Source organism: Patescibacteria group bacterium (assembly GCA_004297215.1).
Taxonomy (GTDB): domain Bacteria; phylum Patescibacteriota; class Patescibacteriia; order UBA9934; family GWF2-40-263; genus 2-01-FULL-63-20.
In genome coordinates, this window is record SCUM01000001.1 from 737,114 (window position 1) to 754,081 (window position 16,968).

At 63.2% G+C, this 16,968-nt stretch carries 12 protein-coding genes and 4 tRNA genes; 14 read left to right on the forward strand and 2 right to left on the reverse strand.

Features of this window, described 5'->3' with window-relative positions; genetic code table 11:
* The first annotated feature begins 46 nt into the window (after positions 1 to 46).
* The 9 genes from EPO34_03780 (at position 47) to holA (ending at position 9,184) form a co-directional block, all read left to right on the forward strand.
* A tRNA-Arg gene (locus EPO34_03780) sits at positions 47 to 123 on the forward strand.
* Positions 124 to 210: 87 nt separating this feature from the next.
* Positions 211 to 729, forward strand: coding sequence for a hypothetical protein (locus tag EPO34_03785; protein TAK04239.1), 519 nt, complete (start codon positions 211 to 213; stop codon positions 727 to 729).
* 68 nt (positions 730 to 797) lie between these two features.
* A tRNA-His gene (locus tag EPO34_03790) sits at positions 798 to 872 on the forward strand.
* 100 nt (positions 873 to 972) lie between these two features.
* On the forward strand, positions 973 to 1,509 hold the full coding sequence (locus EPO34_03795) for a hypothetical protein (protein ID TAK04240.1): 537 nt from the start codon (positions 973 to 975) through the stop codon (positions 1,507 to 1,509).
* A gap of 216 nt (positions 1,510 to 1,725) precedes the next feature.
* A complete protein-coding gene (locus EPO34_03800; GenBank protein TAK04241.1) occupies positions 1,726 to 2,733 on the forward strand; it encodes a hypothetical protein in 1,008 nt (335 codons plus the stop codon).
* A 170-nt stretch (positions 2,734 to 2,903) separates the two neighbouring features.
* Entirely contained in the window at positions 2,904 to 4,226 is a 1,323-nt protein-coding gene (locus EPO34_03805) for a hypothetical protein (protein ID TAK04242.1), read from the forward strand.
* 188 nt (positions 4,227 to 4,414) lie between these two features.
* Entirely contained in the window at positions 4,415 to 5,377 is a 963-nt protein-coding gene (locus EPO34_03810; protein TAK04243.1) for a hypothetical protein, read from the forward strand.
* 151 nt (positions 5,378 to 5,528) lie between these two features.
* The gene (gene polA, locus EPO34_03815; protein ID TAK04244.1) at positions 5,529 to 8,225 is read left to right on the forward strand and encodes a DNA polymerase I; all 2,697 of its coding nucleotides are present in this window, start codon (positions 5,529 to 5,531) and stop codon (positions 8,223 to 8,225) included.
* 2 nt (positions 8,226 to 8,227) lie between these two features.
* Positions 8,228 to 9,184: a DNA polymerase III subunit delta gene (gene holA, locus EPO34_03820; protein TAK04245.1), complete on the forward strand. Its 957-nt coding sequence runs from the start codon at positions 8,228 to 8,230 to the stop codon at positions 9,182 to 9,184.
* 139 nt (positions 9,185 to 9,323) lie between these two features.
* Here holA and rpsT read toward each other — a convergent pair whose 3' ends face one another.
* Together rpsT and EPO34_03830 are read right to left on the reverse strand one after the other, a co-directional pair.
* A complete protein-coding gene (rpsT, locus tag EPO34_03825) occupies positions 9,324 to 9,593 on the reverse strand; it encodes a 30S ribosomal protein S20 (protein ID TAK04246.1) in 270 nt (89 codons plus the stop codon).
* Positions 9,594 to 9,605: 12 nt separating this feature from the next.
* Positions 9,606 to 10,718 (reverse strand): DNA recombination protein RmuC, encoded by a 1,113-nt coding sequence (locus tag EPO34_03830; GenBank protein TAK04247.1) that lies wholly within the window; start codon positions 10,716 to 10,718, stop codon positions 9,606 to 9,608.
* A 145-nt stretch (positions 10,719 to 10,863) separates the two neighbouring features.
* Between EPO34_03830 and EPO34_03835 the strand changes: the two genes are divergently transcribed.
* From EPO34_03835 to EPO34_03855, 5 genes are all read left to right on the forward strand, one after another.
* Positions 10,864 to 10,938: transfer RNA gene (locus tag EPO34_03835), tRNA-Arg, on the forward strand.
* A gap of 101 nt (positions 10,939 to 11,039) precedes the next feature.
* Positions 11,040 to 11,115, forward strand: a tRNA-Ala gene (locus EPO34_03840).
* A gap of 612 nt (positions 11,116 to 11,727) precedes the next feature.
* Positions 11,728 to 12,585, forward strand: coding sequence for a hypothetical protein (locus tag EPO34_03845; protein ID TAK04248.1), 858 nt, complete (start codon positions 11,728 to 11,730; stop codon positions 12,583 to 12,585).
* A gap of 1 nt (position 12,586) precedes the next feature.
* Positions 12,587 to 13,465 carry a hypothetical protein gene (locus tag EPO34_03850; GenBank protein ID TAK04249.1) on the forward strand — a complete coding sequence of 293 codons (879 nt, stop codon included), beginning with the start codon at positions 12,587 to 12,589 and terminating at the stop codon, positions 13,463 to 13,465.
* Position 13,466: 1 nt separating this feature from the next.
* Positions 13,467 to 16,931 (forward strand): hypothetical protein, encoded by a 3,465-nt coding sequence (locus EPO34_03855; protein TAK04250.1) that lies wholly within the window; start codon positions 13,467 to 13,469, stop codon positions 16,929 to 16,931.
* Positions 16,932 to 16,968 lie beyond the last annotated feature (37 nt).

Consider the following 16,968-nt stretch of genomic DNA (forward strand, 5'->3'; position numbering starts at 1 on the left):
GCCAAGCGTTGACGGAGATGGAAAAATGCGAGAGGATCCGCCGTTCGCTCCCATAGCTCAACTGGATAGAGCAAGCGGCTTCTATCCGCTAGGTTGCAGGTTCGACTCCTGCTGGGAGTACCACAAGGGCATCCGCATCGCCCCGAGCGAAGTCGAGGGGTTGACCTGCGGGTGTTTTTGTTGTTGGATGGCGTTTGCCAAGGAGGCGGCATGCGACTCGTCCCCGTCCTTTTCCTCATGTTGTGCGGGTGTGTCCACGCACCCGACCCTCCAGTCGAAGACCCGCGCTGCGCGGGCGCCAATGCCCGAGCCGCGCTTGAGCGCGCGAAGGCCGATCGCCGCCGCACGTTCGAGATCGCGGCCAAGGACGTGACCTCGGTCGCCGAGGAAGTCGGCCGGCTCGCGACGCGCGGCCTCAACGCGAAGAACGCGTCGCAGCGCCCGCTCACCGCGGAGCAGACGATGCAGGCCGACGGGAGGCTGCGCGGGGTGCGCGGCATCCTCTTGGCCGAGCACGACCATCTCCTCGACCTTGCCACGCACGCCTCTGACCCGTTCGACGGGAATGACGCGCGGTCGTCCTGCCGCGAGGTGGTCGCGAAAACGGATGCCGAGCTTTCGCAGACGCGTTCCGTGGTGCGAAGCGCGCTCCAGGAGTTCCAGATCGTCGCCGACGAGTACGGGCTCCCCGTGTCCATCCAGGTGGATTCCTCCTCCCCGGCCCGCTAGGGTCGGTTTTTCTTCGGGAAGGCCTTGAAAAAAAGCCTGTCGCGGTGTAGCATCGCGACACCTGCATGGTGCCTATAGCACAACGGCTAGTGCACCGGGTTGTGGTCCCGGCTATGAGGGTTCGATTCCCTCTAGGCACCCCACGCAAAGGCGCTCCCGAAAGGGGACGTTTTTGCGTATACGAACCGAATGCTCTGTTGACACAATGGCGGCATCATGGGTAATTACACGTGCAGTCTCCCTTTGAAATCGGAGGAACGCGTGGACATCGAAGAGAAGCTGCCGCCAGAGCAACGCGTCTGTACTCAACAGGTCCTCGTCCCGACCATCCGGGTGCAGTCGTTCGCGGCTCGCCGACCCGAGGAGGTGTTCGTCCAGTGGTTCGGATGTACGAGAGACGAGGATCTAGGCAAATGGCAGTTCCGATTCCCGGTCGGAGTGCCGGTGGATGACGTCCACTGGATGGGTCGTCCCGAAAACTTCGAGGTCATCTTTCTTGGCCCTGCCAAAGCTTGGCCCGAAGCCTCGGCTGTTCCGAAGGTTATTAAGACCCTGGGAAAGGGCGATCCCGAACAGTGTGTCTTGTGGCTCACCTCGGCACATTATGGAACGCGCACGGAGAGCGGCGTCGGGCCTGCCTGCATGGCGTTCGCACTCCGGGTTTCCCTGGCAGACGGCATTTACGGTGTGATCCAGCCCAAGCCGTACGCGGATCTTGAAGTGCTCACGCGCGTGAATGCAGACTTCAAACGGTCATCACGTTCGAATCATGAACGATGACGATTCCTCCCCCGTCTTCACGGATGGGGGAGGTTTTTATTCTCAAACCCGAACCGCCAGTCTGCCATTCCTGGCCAAAACCGCTGTTCTAACGTTTTCGCACAGCGCACCCCACGAAAAGACGTCCAGACGGGCGTTTTTTCGTTTCAGGCGTGACCATTCCTTTACATCCGCGTATCCGATGGTACGCTGCTCGCGCTGACGGTTCCTGATCGTATGAAACGCCTGTTCCCCGCCCTGATCGCCTCCCTGCTGCTCGTCGGAGCCGGCTGCCTTTCGCTTTCCGACGGCCTCACGCCGCAGCCGCAGCCGGCCATCGAGCCGGTGGTCGGGCTGTTCGGGGCCGTGGAGGCGTATGACAGCGCCACGAGGATCATCACCCTCGTGTCCCCGGACGGGGGCGCGGACGAGGTGTTCGTGGTCCCGGGAACGAACGTGCCGGAGGAAGTGGTCGGCCGCCTCGTCACCGTTTCCGGCGAGCGCGACCTCACCACGCGCCGAGTGACCGCGACCGGCTTGCAGCTCAATGACCTGCCGAACCTCGTGGTGACCTCCCCGCTGCTCGGATCCATCGTGACCTCCCCGCTGGTCGTGTTCGGGTTCGGGCGCACGTTCGAGCAGTCGTTTGCTTACCGTATCCGAGACGCGGCCAACAAGGTCGTGTTTGAGGGCCATGCGTTGACGGCCGCATCCGGCATGGGGATGTACGGGCCCTTCCGGACGGACATCATCCTGCCGGCGATGGCAGAGAAAGGCTTTTCCCTCGAAGTATTCCAGTTTTCGGCCAAAGACGGGACGGTCATCGACCTGGTCACGGTGCCGCTCACCCTGCTCACTACCGACACGACCGTCTTTGACGTCTTTTTCCCGAACCGCCTGAAAGGGTCGAACGCCGACTGCTCCCTCACCTTCCCGGTGTCGCGCACGGTGGCGAAGACCGCCGCCGTGGGGCGCGCCGCCATCGCCTCCCTGCTCTCGGGGCCCACGACGAGCGAACGCGCCCAGGGTTCCTTCACGAGCATCAACGCCGGCACGCAGCTGCGCTCGCTCTCCATCAACGACGGGACCGCCGTCGCGGATTTCAATGCGTATCTGAACGCGGCCGGTTCCTGCCGGGTCACGGCCATCCGCTCGCAGGTCGAGAACACCCTGCGGCAGTTCGATGCGGTGTCCGACGTGGTGATATCCGTGGAGGGGAAGGCGGACACGGCCTTGCAGCCGTAGCACGGGCCTTCTTGACGGGCCGCCGGGCCTCACGTAGAATCCGCGCTGCTCCTCAAAAAGCCGATCAGCCGATCGGCGGAGAAGCGACCGCTCCGTGACAATCCAAAAGAACTTTCTCCAAGATTCCGTCACGTGCGGCGTCCGAAAACCGCAGTGCACACGAGGTTCGCATGAAGACCCAGCAGATCAACCCCAAGACCATCGTCGAATTCCCGGTCGTCAGCCTTTCGGCCAACGACCGCAAGAAGGCGCAGGCGAAGGGGCAGATTCCCAACGACGTCGACATCAAGGACCTGCAGGCGATCAAGACGCTGAAGGCCAAGATTCCGTACGGCGAGCTGAGCCACACCAACAAGAGCCACTACGCCCAGCTGCGGAAGAACACCAAGGGCACGACCGCCAAGGCCCCGCCCGAGCTCGCGTGGGCGGGCGGGAAGCTCGTCACCCAGGGATACCAGCCCTGCGGCGTCGACTGCACGGGCTACCGCGGCGACGGCTACAACGCCGTCCTCGCGGCGCTCAAGGCGTGCGACAGCATCGAGGCGTTCGCCAACGTGCTGATCGACCCGGTGCGCACGCACTCCTCGCCCGAGGGCAAGATGCCGGCGGTCGAGATCGTCGTCATCGACGGCTATCGCGAGAACTTCAAGAACGTGAAGGCGACGTTCAAGGGCGAGTTCTCGGGCGGCATCATCCGCAAGGCGCAGGGCCGCTCCGAGATGGAGCAAATCGGCGGGATCAACTTCATGGTCGTCACCCCGGACGGCCTCCAGGCGATCAGCGCCTCGAAGTTCCTGTCCGAGTACGCCGAGCAGGGCGGCGTGGTGTGGAACTTCCTGAGCTTCCTGATGGCGCAGGCCATCACGCTCGGCAAGCTCAACCCGAAGCTCGGCACGCAGCAGTTCGACTTCATCGGCCTCGACGACGAGCGGGCAACCTTCATGCTCAAGAACGCGAAGCCCGTCGGCAGCCCCGTGCAGAGCGCCTTCCCGAAGGCCAAGACCACCGACCACGCCGTCACCTCGCGCGGCATCGGTGAGCTCGTGCCGGGCACGAAGCTCGTGAAGAGCATCGGCTGGGACGGGCTCTACGCCGCGGCGAAGTCGGGCAACAACCCCGACTACGTCGACCAGAACCTGCCGTTCAACGTGGACGGCTTCGGCACGTCCACGCGGCTGCACAACGGCCAGGAGGTCATCCTCGCCACGCCCAGCGAGGGGCAGAACCTCGCCGTGAGCCTGCCGGTGACCGCCACCGAGCGCGGCTTCGCCCTGGGGGCGCCGCAGAACGCGCTGCCCAACAACGAGCAGACCAAGCACCTCAAAGGGTGCGTGGCCATCCGCTCCGACGAGGGCGGCATGACCTGGCAGTTGACGCGCCAGAGCAACGACCGCACGGTGCACGACGTCCTGCGCCAGCCGCGGCAGAACATGACGCCGACGGAGCTCGCCTTCAGCAAGGCGACCGCCGGCGAGCAGCAGCACGCGGCCTGAACGACGGCGTCGATATCGACGCCGCAAGGGCCAACGCGCCCGCCGAAGCTCCATCCTGGAGCGACGGCGGGCCTTTTCTTTCTCTGTCCATTGACCGTTTCCCGTTCCTGTCGTATCTTTGCGCGACCCGACGCGAGGCATCCTGCCGCGCCGCCGGCCGCCCATTCCCACAAGGAGTACCGCATCCCATGGCGTACCTGAAGCGTTCGATCCAGAACCCCGGCGAGCTGTTCGCCCTTCCCGACATCTTTCTGCGTGGCGACGCGTTCGCGGGGTTCCAGGTGGACCTCGCCCGCGAGAGCCGTTTCGAAGTCCTGCTGGACAAGGACCTGATCGCGCCTCGCACGGGCGCCGGGGCGGAGGCGCAGAGCCTGCTGCACCCGAGCCGCTACACGCACGTGCGCAGGATCATGCACGACCCGCTGCGGCGCATCGCCGTGGTGTCGTTCCACAAGAACGCCACGAACAATCCGATCGCTCGCGCGCTCGCTCCGAAGATCGCCGCCCTCCCCTTCGCAAACGGCTTCCTGAAGGGCGACCCGCTCAAGCGCACGGCGCTCACCCTCGCGGGCCGTACGGGAAAGGGCGTGCCGTTCGCCGCGGTCGGCACCGCGCCGGCCGCGGAAATCAACCTCCCCGAGGGCTGGGCGCATGCCGAGTTCACGGCCACGCGCGACGACCTGTTCGCCTTCCTGCCAGGCGGCAAGGCCTTGTGCGCCGCGTCGTTCGACCAGATGGAGAAGGCGCTCATCGCCGGCACCAAGGTCCGCTGGGACCTCGCATACGAGTCGAGGTTTCCGATCATCTGGGCGAGCCGGCAGGTGGGCGACGGCATCGTGTTGGGCACCTTCGCCGCCGAACAGGCTCTCGTCGGCGGCCGCCTGATGTCCGCCCAGGGGTTGCGCCCCGTGCGCGGCGCGCACGGTCCTGCCAAGCTCACCCCCGTGGGACCCGCCATCGCCTCGGGCGGGCCGGACGCGGTCGCGCTCGACGGGCTCACCATGAGCCCGGACGGCGCCACGCTGCGCGTCGCCTTCCGGAGCGTGAGCGAGAAGGAACAGGAGACCCCGCTCCCCGTCACGAAGGCATTCAAGGAGACGGACGCCCCCTGGCGCGGCCTCATCGAGTCGATGAACGCCTTGCCGCGATAGCTCCAACGCCCGTCCGGACGCCTGTCCGGACGGGTCTTTTCTTTTTCCCCCATTTTCGCAGGAAATTTCATTTCCTGCCCTCATTCGTTCGGACAAGGGCGATAGAGGAATCGCCCTTGTCACTCACTCATTTCGGGCATAATATTCGCGCATGAAATCCTTGAAGCAGGACACATTCCTGGTCATCGACGGCAATGCCCTTCTCCATCGGGCATGGCACGCGATCCCCCTCCTTACCACCAGGGACGGCCGGGTGGTGAATGCCGCGTACGGGTTCTCGATGATGCTCGAAAAGATCCTCGAGCAGTTCCGCCCCGATTATGCGGCCGTGGCCTGGGACCTCCCCGGGGACACCTTCCGCCACGAGGCGTATGCGCCGTACAAGGCGCAGCGCAAAAAAAAGGAGCAGGAGCTCTACGACCAGATCCCGCTCATCCAGGAAATCCTCAGGGCGCACGGCATCCCTTCCCTCTCGGCCGAAGGGTTCGAGGCCGACGACGTGATCGGCACCCTTTCGAAGACGGCGGCGGACGAAGGGATGCAGACGCTCATCGTGACCGGCGACATGGACAGCCTGCAGCTCGTGGATGATTCGACGAAGGTCGTGTCGTTCGTGAAAGGCATCAGCGAGACCAAGACGTACGACGAGGCGGCGGTGAAGGAACGCTTCGGCCTCACGCCTTCGCAGCTCATCGACTACAAGGCCTTCCGTGGCGACCCGAGCGACAACCTGCCGGGCGTCTCGGGGATCGGAGAGAAGTCGGCCGTGGAGATGCTGCATCAGTTCAAGACGGTGGATGGGGTGTTTGCCGCGCTCAAGGAGGGGAAGGTGCCGGAAAAGTACGCGAAGAAGCTCGAGGGGCACGAGCAGACGGCTTCGCTCATGCGCGAGCTGGTGACGATCCGCCGCGACGTGCCGCTCCCCGGCTTCCGCTTCGAGGACGCCAAGGCCGGCCGGGAGGACCTCACGAAGGTCGTCGAGATGTACCGCGACCTGGAGTTCCGCACGCTTCTCAAGAAGCACATGTCCGCCGGGGTCGTGGAGGCGCCGCCCATCGGGGCGGTCGGTTCAGGGCGCGACCCCCTGCCTGCCCACCGAAGCTTCAGCGAAGGTGGGTCGTCCCCCTTGAAAAGGGGGACACTCGTCCTCGTGCGGAGCGCGTCCGAGGCGGAGAAATCGATGGACGGGTTGGGTCCGGAGGTCGGCGTTCTCGCGGCCGTGCAGATCCAGCAGGCGCTGTTCGGGCCTACGGTGGCGGTGTGCGCCATCTCGGACGGAACGAAGACGGTCGTGTTCCCACGCCCCGCGAAGGAAACGCTCGACGCGATCCTCGTCGCGCTCGAGAGCGCCAAGCGCGTGGTCACGCACGACCTGAAGGGGCTGATGCACGCCACCGGGTGGAAGCCCGATCAGCGCTGGAGCGACCTCATGGTGGGTTCCTACGTGCTGAATCCGGGCAGCCGCGCGCACGACTTGCACAGCGCGCTCGCGCAGCTCGCCGGCGCGAAGCTCCCGGAGTTCACGGGGTTCAATGGCGACGACGAGCTGCGCGCGTTCGGCGAGGCGGCGTCGCATCTTTCCGCGGCCGCGAAGACGCTATTCGCGAGGCTCGAGGAGACGGGAATGAAAAAGGTGTACCTCGACATCGAGCTGCCGCTCGTCCCCGTCTTGTTCGACATGGAAGCCGCCGGCATCGAGCTCGACGTGAAGGCGCTCGGGAAGCTCCGGAAGACGTTCGCCGCCGACCTCGGCCGCCTGCGCGCCGACATCATCAAGGAGGCAGGCGAGGAATTCAACGTGAACGCGCCCGCGCAGCTCGCCACCATCTTGTTCGACAAGCTCCATCTTCCCACGAAGGGCATCAAGCGCACGCAAAGCGGGTTCTCCACGGCCGCCTCCGAGCTCGAGAAGCTCGAGGACGCGCACGCAATCATCCCGCTCGTGTCGCAGTACCGCGAGCTCGCGAAGCTGCAGTCCACGTATGTCGAATCCCTTCCCTCGCTGGTGCGACCCGACGGCCGCGTGCACACCACGTTCAACCAGACGGTCGCCGCGACAGGCCGCTTGTCCTCATCGGACCCGAATCTTCAGAACATTCCGATCAAGACCGAGCTTGGTAACAAGATCCGCGAGGCGTTCGTGGCCGGCCGCGGCAAGCGCCTTATCGCCGTGGATTACAGCCAGATCGAGCTGCGCCTGGCCGCCGTCATCGCCAAGGACGAACCGTTCGTGAAGGCGTTCCGCGAAGGAGCCGACATTCATACGCGCACCGCGGCCGAGGTGTGGGACGTCCCTGAAGACAAGGTCACGCCCGAACAGCGTCGCTCCGCCAAGGCCATCAACTTCGGCATCCTCTACGGCATGGGGCCGCGCTCCCTCGCGCGCTCGACCGGCATGAGCATGGGCGAGGCGCAGCAGTTCATCGAAAAGTACTTCGCCATCCACCACAAGATCCGCGAATACATGGACGCCACCAAGCTCCAGGCGCACGAGAAAGGCTACGTGGAAACGCTGTTCGGCCGCCGCCGCTACCTGCCGGAGGTCACGTCCGGGGTCCCGATGCTCGTCGCCATGGCCGAGCGCATGGCCGTGAACATGCCCATCCAAGGCACCCAGGCCGACGTGGTGAAGCTCGCGATGATTTCCGTCGACCATTGGCTGAAGACCAGCGGCTGGCCCGCGCGACTCCTCTTGCAGGTGCATGACGAACTGGTCATCGAGTGCGACGCGGACGCGGTGAAGGCGGTTTCAAAGGGCGTGAAAGAGTTGATGGAGGGCGTGGCGAACTTCGAGGTGCCGCTTACCGTCGAGGTGGAGGTCGGGACCAGCTGGGGGAAGATGAAATAGGTATGCTCATCATCGTCTACGGCGACGACTCGTTCCGGGTGCAGGAGAAGGTGCGCCAGCTCACGGACGCCTTCAAGAAGAAATTCGACCCGACCGGGATGAATCTGGCTTCCTTCGGCGAGAAGGCCGACGTGGGCGAAGTGATGCAGGCCGTCCGTTCCATGCCGTTCATGGGGGAAAAGCGGATGGTGGTGATCCGCGATCTCGTGTCGAAGTCGAAAAAGGGAGACGAGGACGCATGGGTTGGGCTCAAGGCGACGCCGGACTCCACGATCGTCGTCCTATGGGAGAGCGATGACGCGAAGGCGCTTGAGAAGAAGGCGCTGTTCAAGTCATTGAAGGATGCGGCGGAGCTGCACCTCTATCCATTCCCCGTCCTTGAAGGTCCGGCTCTCACGAAGTGGATCACGGAACGCATCACGTCGCAGGGCGGGAAGATCGCCCCTGCCGCGGCAACGGAAATCGCTTCGCGCGTGTCCGGCGACTTGTGGCAGGCGGACGGCGAGATTCGGAAACTGACCGCGTTTGCCTCTGGTCGCGAAATCACGGCGGACGACGTGCGAGAGCTCGTCCGCCCGTCGTTCGAGGGGGAAATCTTCGCGTTCATCGACGCGGTGAGCCAGCGCAACGGGAAGGAAGCGTTCCGGCTCCTCGCGCAGGAACGGTCAGCTGGCAGCGAAGACCATTACCTGCTCGCCATGCTCGCACGCCAGGTAAGGATTTTGCTCGGCGTGCGCGCGATGATGGATGAGGACGTGCGCGTCGCCAAAGACGCGATTGCGACGGAACTCGCGCTGCACCCGTTCGTGGCGCAAAAGGCCATGGCGGCCGCGCGCCGCTTCACGCTGTCCGAGCTCATGGCCGCGCACGACGCTTTGTTCGAACGCGAAGTCGGGGTGAAGTCCGGGATGGATCCCGAGACAGCGGTGGACCTGATGACTGTTCAGATGACGGGATAAGGACCAAGGTCGGAAGGTTTTGAAAGGACCAAAGGACACGTGAAAGGATTGAAGGACGAAAAGACGAAGGTTTTAAAGCCTTCGTCTTTCAATCCCTTTGACCTTTCACGTGTCCTTTGGTCCTTGGTCCGTTCAACCTTTAATCCTTCGAAGCCACATTTACGCGCTTCATGAGGCGGCTCTTTGTGCGGCTCACGGTGTTCAGCTTGAGGATTCCGCGGGAGACGGCCTTGTCGAGCTTCTTTCCGATCAAGGTCATGAGCTCGGTGGCCTCCTTGGCCTTCTTTGCCTCGAGGAGCTTGCGCAGTTTGACCTGCATGGACTCGATCTCGGCCTTGGCGATCTTGTTGCGCAGGGTCCGTTTGACCGTTTGGCGCATCGCTTTTGCGGCACTGGCTTTATTGGGCATAGTGGGGCGATATTAGGATATCTCCGTTTCCCTGTCAATCTCGGGGGATGCAAGCGCCTTCCCCGTCTTCCCTGCGGCAATCTTGAAAATGTCCTTGTCGATTTTCTTCAGCTCGTTGCTCGACTCTGCATACGCGCGGGCGGTCGTCTCCAGATGCTTCCCGACCTTGCCGTGATACTCCTCGTACGCCTTGAGATGGCGATTGAGATGTTCCGCCTGCACCTGGATCTCCTTCACCGAATCCTCGATCTGCAGCGCACGCAAGCCAAGCAGCACCGTCTGCAGGTAGGCGAAGAAGGAGGTGGGCGACACGATCATCACCCCCTTCTCGAACGCGTACTCGATGAGATTGCGCGTGTTCACGTTCACGGCGCCGACGCTCGAGGTGATGAGATTGTGATAGACCCCTTCGGCCGGGACGAACATGAACGAAAAGTTCGTAGTTCCGCGCTCCGGACGGATGTATTTAGATGTCTCATCAATGCGCTTCTTGACGTCACTCTTGAATTCGCGCTCCAAGGCCTCTCGTCGGAGCGCATCTGTCTCAAGAGAAATTTTGTTGTAGTTCTCTAACGAAAATTTTGCGTCAATTGGTATCAACATTTCCTTCACGAAGATAACGGCATCTGGAATCAGTTTTGCATTCGTATCTTCGTCTACTCCCAGATCGTATTGCATTTGGTACTGGGTGGGTTGTAATACCTGTCCAAGAAGCGTTTCAAGCCAATATTCCCCAAGAATTCCTCGCTGCTTTGGATTCTTAAGAATATTTTCCAAGCTCTGTAGCTGTTTGGAGAAGTCCAGTACTTGCTTATTCGTTTCATCTAGCTTCGTGAGCTTTTCCGTTACATCCCGGACGATGCCAGAGGTATGAGCGGAATGCTTCTGGATCATCTGCATCGAATCATTCAGGCCTCGTGACATCCGGTCATCGATGCGATCCAGACGCCCCTGGAGTTCGGTTCTTCCCTTGGTTGATACCTCATCCATGTCCCGGCGGATGTCATTAAGCAGCTGGATCACTGACGAATCCAATGGGGCAGCTCCGACAGACCGCCTGGAATAGAAAAGAAAGGCGATAAGGCCGACAATCACGACAACCATGGCGATTTCAATCGAATTCATACGTTTGACGACTTGCTCGTATCCCCGTAAAATGCGCCCACTGGAAGCTTAGTATAGCACGGACATTCACAACCCACCCATCCAGCACATGTACGTTTTACGACACATAAATGTTTCATGTGAAACAAAATGGGAGTTCGTTAATGCCCTCATAGCTCAACGGATAGAGCAGATCCGTCCTAAGGATAAGATGGGGGTTCAATTCCCTCTGGGGGCACCAGCCTTCGCTCTTGATCGAGCCTAGGCAGACGCGCCAGCCACAGCTCGCTAGTGCGACATGTGGTAGCAGAGAATGTTTCACGTGGAACAAAATGGAAGTATGGGCCGATAGCTCAGCTGGTAGAGCGCTGCATTCGCATTGCAGAGGTCTGGGGTTCGATTCCCCATCGGTCCACCAGAGATCACTACGGAAGTAGTGATTTTTGTTTTGCTCAGCCCCGACGCTACGCCATCGAGTCTCAAGGCGTAGGTCGGGGGTCCGACCGAAGCGTCGGACCTGGTAGAGCGCTGCATTCGCATTGCAGCCCAGACGCTTTCTGATGAAAGGTCGGGGTCCCGGACCCATCAGGCGTCGGGAAGGTCTGGGGTTCGATTCCCCACAGGTCCACCAAAAGTCGCCTTGAAAGTGGCGACTTTTGTATTTCTAAGTCGTAACACTATTTGATTTCAAATATATGGATCCTTATCATCTTCCTAGCGGGGGACACTGCGCCTTTGTTGTTGATTAATCGTGCGGATTGATGTCCACGAGATCATGGAAATATATTACTACTTGTCTACAACATTGTACACAAACGTGTAATTCATTTTTTGAGCTGTGGATAACATGAGATTTCGAAGAGGATACGCGAGATTCATTTGAAAAACGTACAGTAGTAACAATTTTCTTTGCTGACGTTAGCAATAAAATGCTTTGACCAAAACATGTATTCAAGGTATAATATGGTCTGTAGCTTAGACTATGCGTTACGCATCGGTCGCCGCGACAATTGTGGGGATGTTTATCTATGTGCCTTTTGCATTCGCGGAAATGTCCTCCGCGAATTTTGAGATCCGTTGGGATACGTTGAGTTCTGGTGGAGACGATACGAGCTCGTCCGCATCGTATCTGCTTCGCGATACAGCGGGAGACGCGGGGATCGGAGATTCGACGAGCGCCAGTTACGAGCTTGCCGCCGGCTATCGCCAGGGCGTGAACGACCAGGTGATTACGTTCGAGGTGTTCGCCCAGGACAACGGCACGGAGCAGGCAGCCACGGCGCTCGTCTCGACGACCATCACCACGAGCACGGCCGGATTGTCCATCGATGACTTCATCCTGCTCGTGCAGGACAAGGGCGCCTCGCAGGTTTCCGCCGTGGGCAGGATCGTTTCGATCGGCGCGGGAACCATCACGCTCGACGAACTCAAGGACGGCGGGACCGCGCCGACGATCGACGGGACGAACGACTTCGTCTACGCGCTCACGTCTTCGACCGCCGCACTCGGTACGCTCGACGTCGCCGCGGTCAACACGTCGGTCGTCGCGTTCGACGTCACGGCCGAGGCGGATGCCGGATACACGGTGCAGATGATGGATGACGGCAACCTCCGCAACGGCGGCAACGACATCAACGACGTCGCGGACGGCACCGTGACCGCCGGCAGCGAGGAGTATGGCGGCCGTTCGTCCGATACGACGCTTGCGGGCTCCACGTTCGACACGGCTGACACGGCCGTAACGACGGGCTTCCAGGACGTTGCGGACCGCTCCGTCGCGTCGTTCTCTTCGCGCGATTTCGTGACGCTCAAGGCATCGATGACCGGCGCGACCGAAAACCTCGCGTACGCGAACGTCACGAGCTTCGTGATTTCCGGGAACTACTGATATGAAGCGTCTCGCCTCCGTCATCGCCATGCTCACGATGCTCACGCCGGTTGCCGCACGCGCTTTTTCCGTTTCTCCGGCGATCATCGACCTCTCCGCCACGCGCGGGACGGTCGCGTCGACGTCGATCACCATCACCAATGCCGACGCACGGGAGAAGACGTATTACCTGCAGGCGATCGCCTTCGAGCCGCGCGAGGACGCGGACGCGCCGCGTTTCCTCCCGCGCGAAGAGGGGACGGCGGGATTGTCGGAGTGGATTTCGATCGAGGACCGCGTGCGCGTGCCGGCGGGCGGGAAGCTCACGGTACCGGTAAAGGCGGCGGTGCCCATGGATGCGCTTCCCGGGACGCACTATGCCGCGATCACCGTGTCGGACGCGCCGTATGACGTGGTGGCTTCCCAAGGCGCCCCGATCCAGGCGCGGGTGGCGGTCTTGCTGTTCCTGACGGTAGAAGGAGGGACGGCGAAGGCCGCGCTCCTGGATTTCCTGCCGGATCCCGCCGGAGCCATCCGGGAGAACACCTCGCACAGGTACGCCCTTCGCATCCAAAATCAGGGAGACGTGGTCGTGATCCCCGTCGGTACGGTAGAGACGAGGGACCTGTTCGGGCGAGTCGTCGCGTCGGCGCAGGTGAACGGGGAAGGGAAGCGCGTGGTCCCCGGATCGACGCGGACGTTCGAGGTGATCGTGCCGGAGAAGGGACTCGCCCTCGGCCCGGTGACGGCCACGCTCAAGCTGACCTACGCATCGGACCAGCCCGCCCTGTCTTCGTCCGACTCCTTCTGGGTATTCCCATGGCCGGTCGTCATCCTGTCGGCCTTCGTCGGCCTGATGGGTCTCATGATCCTGGTCGGCATCGTCCGACGACGCGCCTGATATGCCCCATATAAGGAGGAACGTCCATCGTCTCATCGCCGCCGCGACCATCCTCGCGAGCGTCTTGCCGTTCCTCCCCGCGCGCGCGGCCACGGTCACCTCCGCGAGCGACGTCATGACCACCCTGGAGACGTCGGCCGCCGCGAACCACGTCATCGCCTTCGTCACCCCATCGGGCGTTTCGGAAGGGGACACGGTCACCATCGAGTTCGACGCGGATTTCGACACGTCGGGCCTTACCGAAGATGACGTGGACGTGGAGGACGACGGCGTCGACCTTACGACCGCCGCGGATTGCAGCGGCGCGGAACAGGCGTCGGTCATCCTTGCTGCCGACACGTTCACCATCACCATCTGTGCCGGAGACGGGGGCGCGATCGCCGCCACGAGCGAGGTGACGGTGGAAATCGGCACCAATGCCACCGCTTCGGGCACGGGCACCTCCCAAATCGACAACCCGTCCGCGGCGGGCACCTATTACGTGTCCGTGTCCGGCACGTTCGGCGACGCCGGCTCCATCGCCCTTCCCATCGGAGGGGATGACACGATCGGCGTGACGGCGACGGTCACCACCGGCGGCGCTGGAGGAGGTGGGCCGCCGGCCCCGCCCGCGGGCGACACCACGCCGCCCGTCATCAGCAACATCACCGTGAGTTCGATCACGGCCACCTCGGCAATCGTCACCTGGGACACGGATGAGGCCGCGGACAGTCGCGTGGATTTCGGGCCCACCGTCGCCTACGAGAACGGGAGCGTCACGAGCGGGACCCTCGTCACCAGCCACGCGCTTACCCTCACCGGGCTCACGGGAAGCACCGAATACCACTTCCGCGTGCGCTCGAAGGACGCGGCGCTGAACGAGCGGATCAGTTCCGACAACACCTTCATGACCACGGACGGCGTCGCGCCGCTCATCTCGGCGATCGTCGTGACGGACATCACGACGACCAGCGCGCGCGTGACCTGGACGACGGATGAGGCCGCCGACAGCGCGGTCGATTTCGGACCCACCGTCGCCTATGGGACGATCGTCACGGACGGGAGCCTGGTCGTGAGCCATTCCGTGGTGCTGACCGGACTCACGGAGAACGCCCTCCATCACTTCCGCGTGCGCTCGAAGGACGCGGCGCTGAACGAAGCCGTGAGCGGCGACGGGACGTTTACGACGCTCGACGATCCCAACCCGGGCAACGTCACCGGACTGTCGGTGACGGCGGGGGACGCGCAAAACCAGCTTTCATGGACGAATCCCCCGGACGGCGACCTTTCGTCGATCCGCGTCATCGCGTGCACGAACGAAGCGCCGAGCAGCCCGACCGATCCGGATTGCACGGTCGTGTCCAGTTCGCTCGCTTCCTCTTTCACCCACACCGGCCTTTCCAACGGCACCACCTACTTCTACGGCGTCTTCGCCGTGGACGCCGTTGGGCAGTTCAGTTCTGGTACGCTCGGGCAGGGTACCCCGAGCGTGCCAGAAGAAGAGCTGCCGCCGGAGGAGCCTCCCCCGGAGCCTCCCCCGGAAGCGCCGCCGGAACCGCCCCCAGAGGCGGTTCCACCCCCAGCCCTCCCGTCCGGCCAGGCGGGAGGAGCGTGCGGGGACGGCATCTGTTCGGACCTGGAGTCCGGCGCATCTTGCGCCGTCGACTGCGGTCCGCTCCCGCCCGCGGCCGCGTGCGGGAACGCCGTGTGCGAAGCCGGCGAGGACAGCGCCTCGTGCGCACAGGACTGTCCTCCCGGCCTCGTGCCGGCCGATGTCCTGCGGCAAGACCTCACGTTCCTTGCGGGAGCCGCCGGGCTCGCGCTCCCCGTGTCCGACCGGGGATCGGTCGCGGTGCTTTCGCGCCGTGCGCTCGTCGCGCGGCTTTCCGCCATCCACCTTGATCGACCGGTGGATCGCGTCGAACTTGCCCTTGAGGGCGAGACCTACCTCATGGCCCCAACCTTCTCGGAAGAGGAGGGACAGGGGTTGCGCGCCGCCGCCGTGGGCGACGACGCGTACGAGACCACGATCACGACGCCGGAGACGTCGGGATCCCATCCGTTAGCGGTGACCGTCCACTACGGGGACGGCACCGTGCAGGCCGTCGCCTTGCTCCTCGACGTAAAGGGCGACGGATATGCCTATGCGTCCGTCGACGATGCCGAACAGCGCGTTTCAGGCGCCACCGCCACGCTTCACGAGGTCAACGGGGGAACGGCCGTATGGGACGGGTCACCCTACGGGCAATCCAATCCGTTGACGACGGGCGGCAACGGCGCGTTCGCCTGGTACGCGCCGAACGGGACGTACGCCGTGTCCGTTTCGGCCGCCGGGTATGCGCCCGCGCGGACCGCGACGTTCTCGGTCACGGACCACATCATCAATCCTCGCGTGCGGCTCGCCCTCGAGGAGGAGCCGCCGCTGATCCCGCCCCCTTCGGCCCCCGTCGCGGCGATCCTGGACGCGGCCGCCGCCGTCAACGAGACGCTCGAGGCGGTACGCGACCTTCCCGCCGTGCAGACGGCCGCGGACATCTCGGTTCCCGCGCTTGCCGTGACCGCCTCCCTCACGGGCGTCACGCTCGCGATCGGGTTCAATTTCGTTCCTTTGCTCCAATATCTCTTCACCGCGCCCGTCCTGCTCGTGGGACGGCGCAAGCGTCGCGCTTTCGGGATCGTCTACAATTCGATCTCGAAGCTGCCCGTGGACCTTGCCACCGTGCGATTGTTCCGCCTGCCGGATGAGCTTCCCGCCGAGGGGGTTCCGGAGACCGGGAGGCTGGTGCAATCCCGCGTGACGGACCGCGGCGGACGCTATTTCTTCCTTGCCAATCCCGGCCGCTACCGCCTGGCGGTGACGAAGCAGGGATTCGATTTCCCGACGGGCTACCTCTCATCCTCGCGGGAAGACCATGACTTCCTCGACCTCTATCACGGCGAGCCCATCGTCGTCTCCGAGGCCGGGGCCGTCATCGCGGCCAACGTCCCGCTCGACCCGTCGCAGGCCGCCGCGTTCCACGCTCCGGCCGCCATCGTCCTCAAGGCGCGCCTGCGGACGATCCAACACGTCGTTTCCATCTCCGGCATCATCGCCTCGGTCGCGTTCGCGGTGATCAGGCCGGGCGCCCTGACGGTCGGGATGGTGCTCGTGCAGGCGCTCGTCTACCTTGCCGTGCGCCGCCTCGCGCGCGCGGCCAAGCCCAAGAGCTGGGGGATCGTGTACGACCAGGGGACGGACAAGCCGCTTGGCCGCGTCATCGCGCGCGTGTTCGAGCCGCGGTACAATAAGCTCCTTGAGACGGCCGTCACCGACGGCAACGGCCGCTACAACTTCGTGCTCGGGCCCAACGAGTATTACGTGGTGTTCGAGCATGAAGGCTACGACAACGTCGAGATACGCCCGGTGGATTTCACCGGACGCAAAGAGGCATCGGACTGGGGCGTCCAGGTCCGCCTGCCGCCAAAGCTCCTTCCCGCATCCGCGTGACGTCCCGGGTAACGTCGGGGATGTCACCCTCGGCACA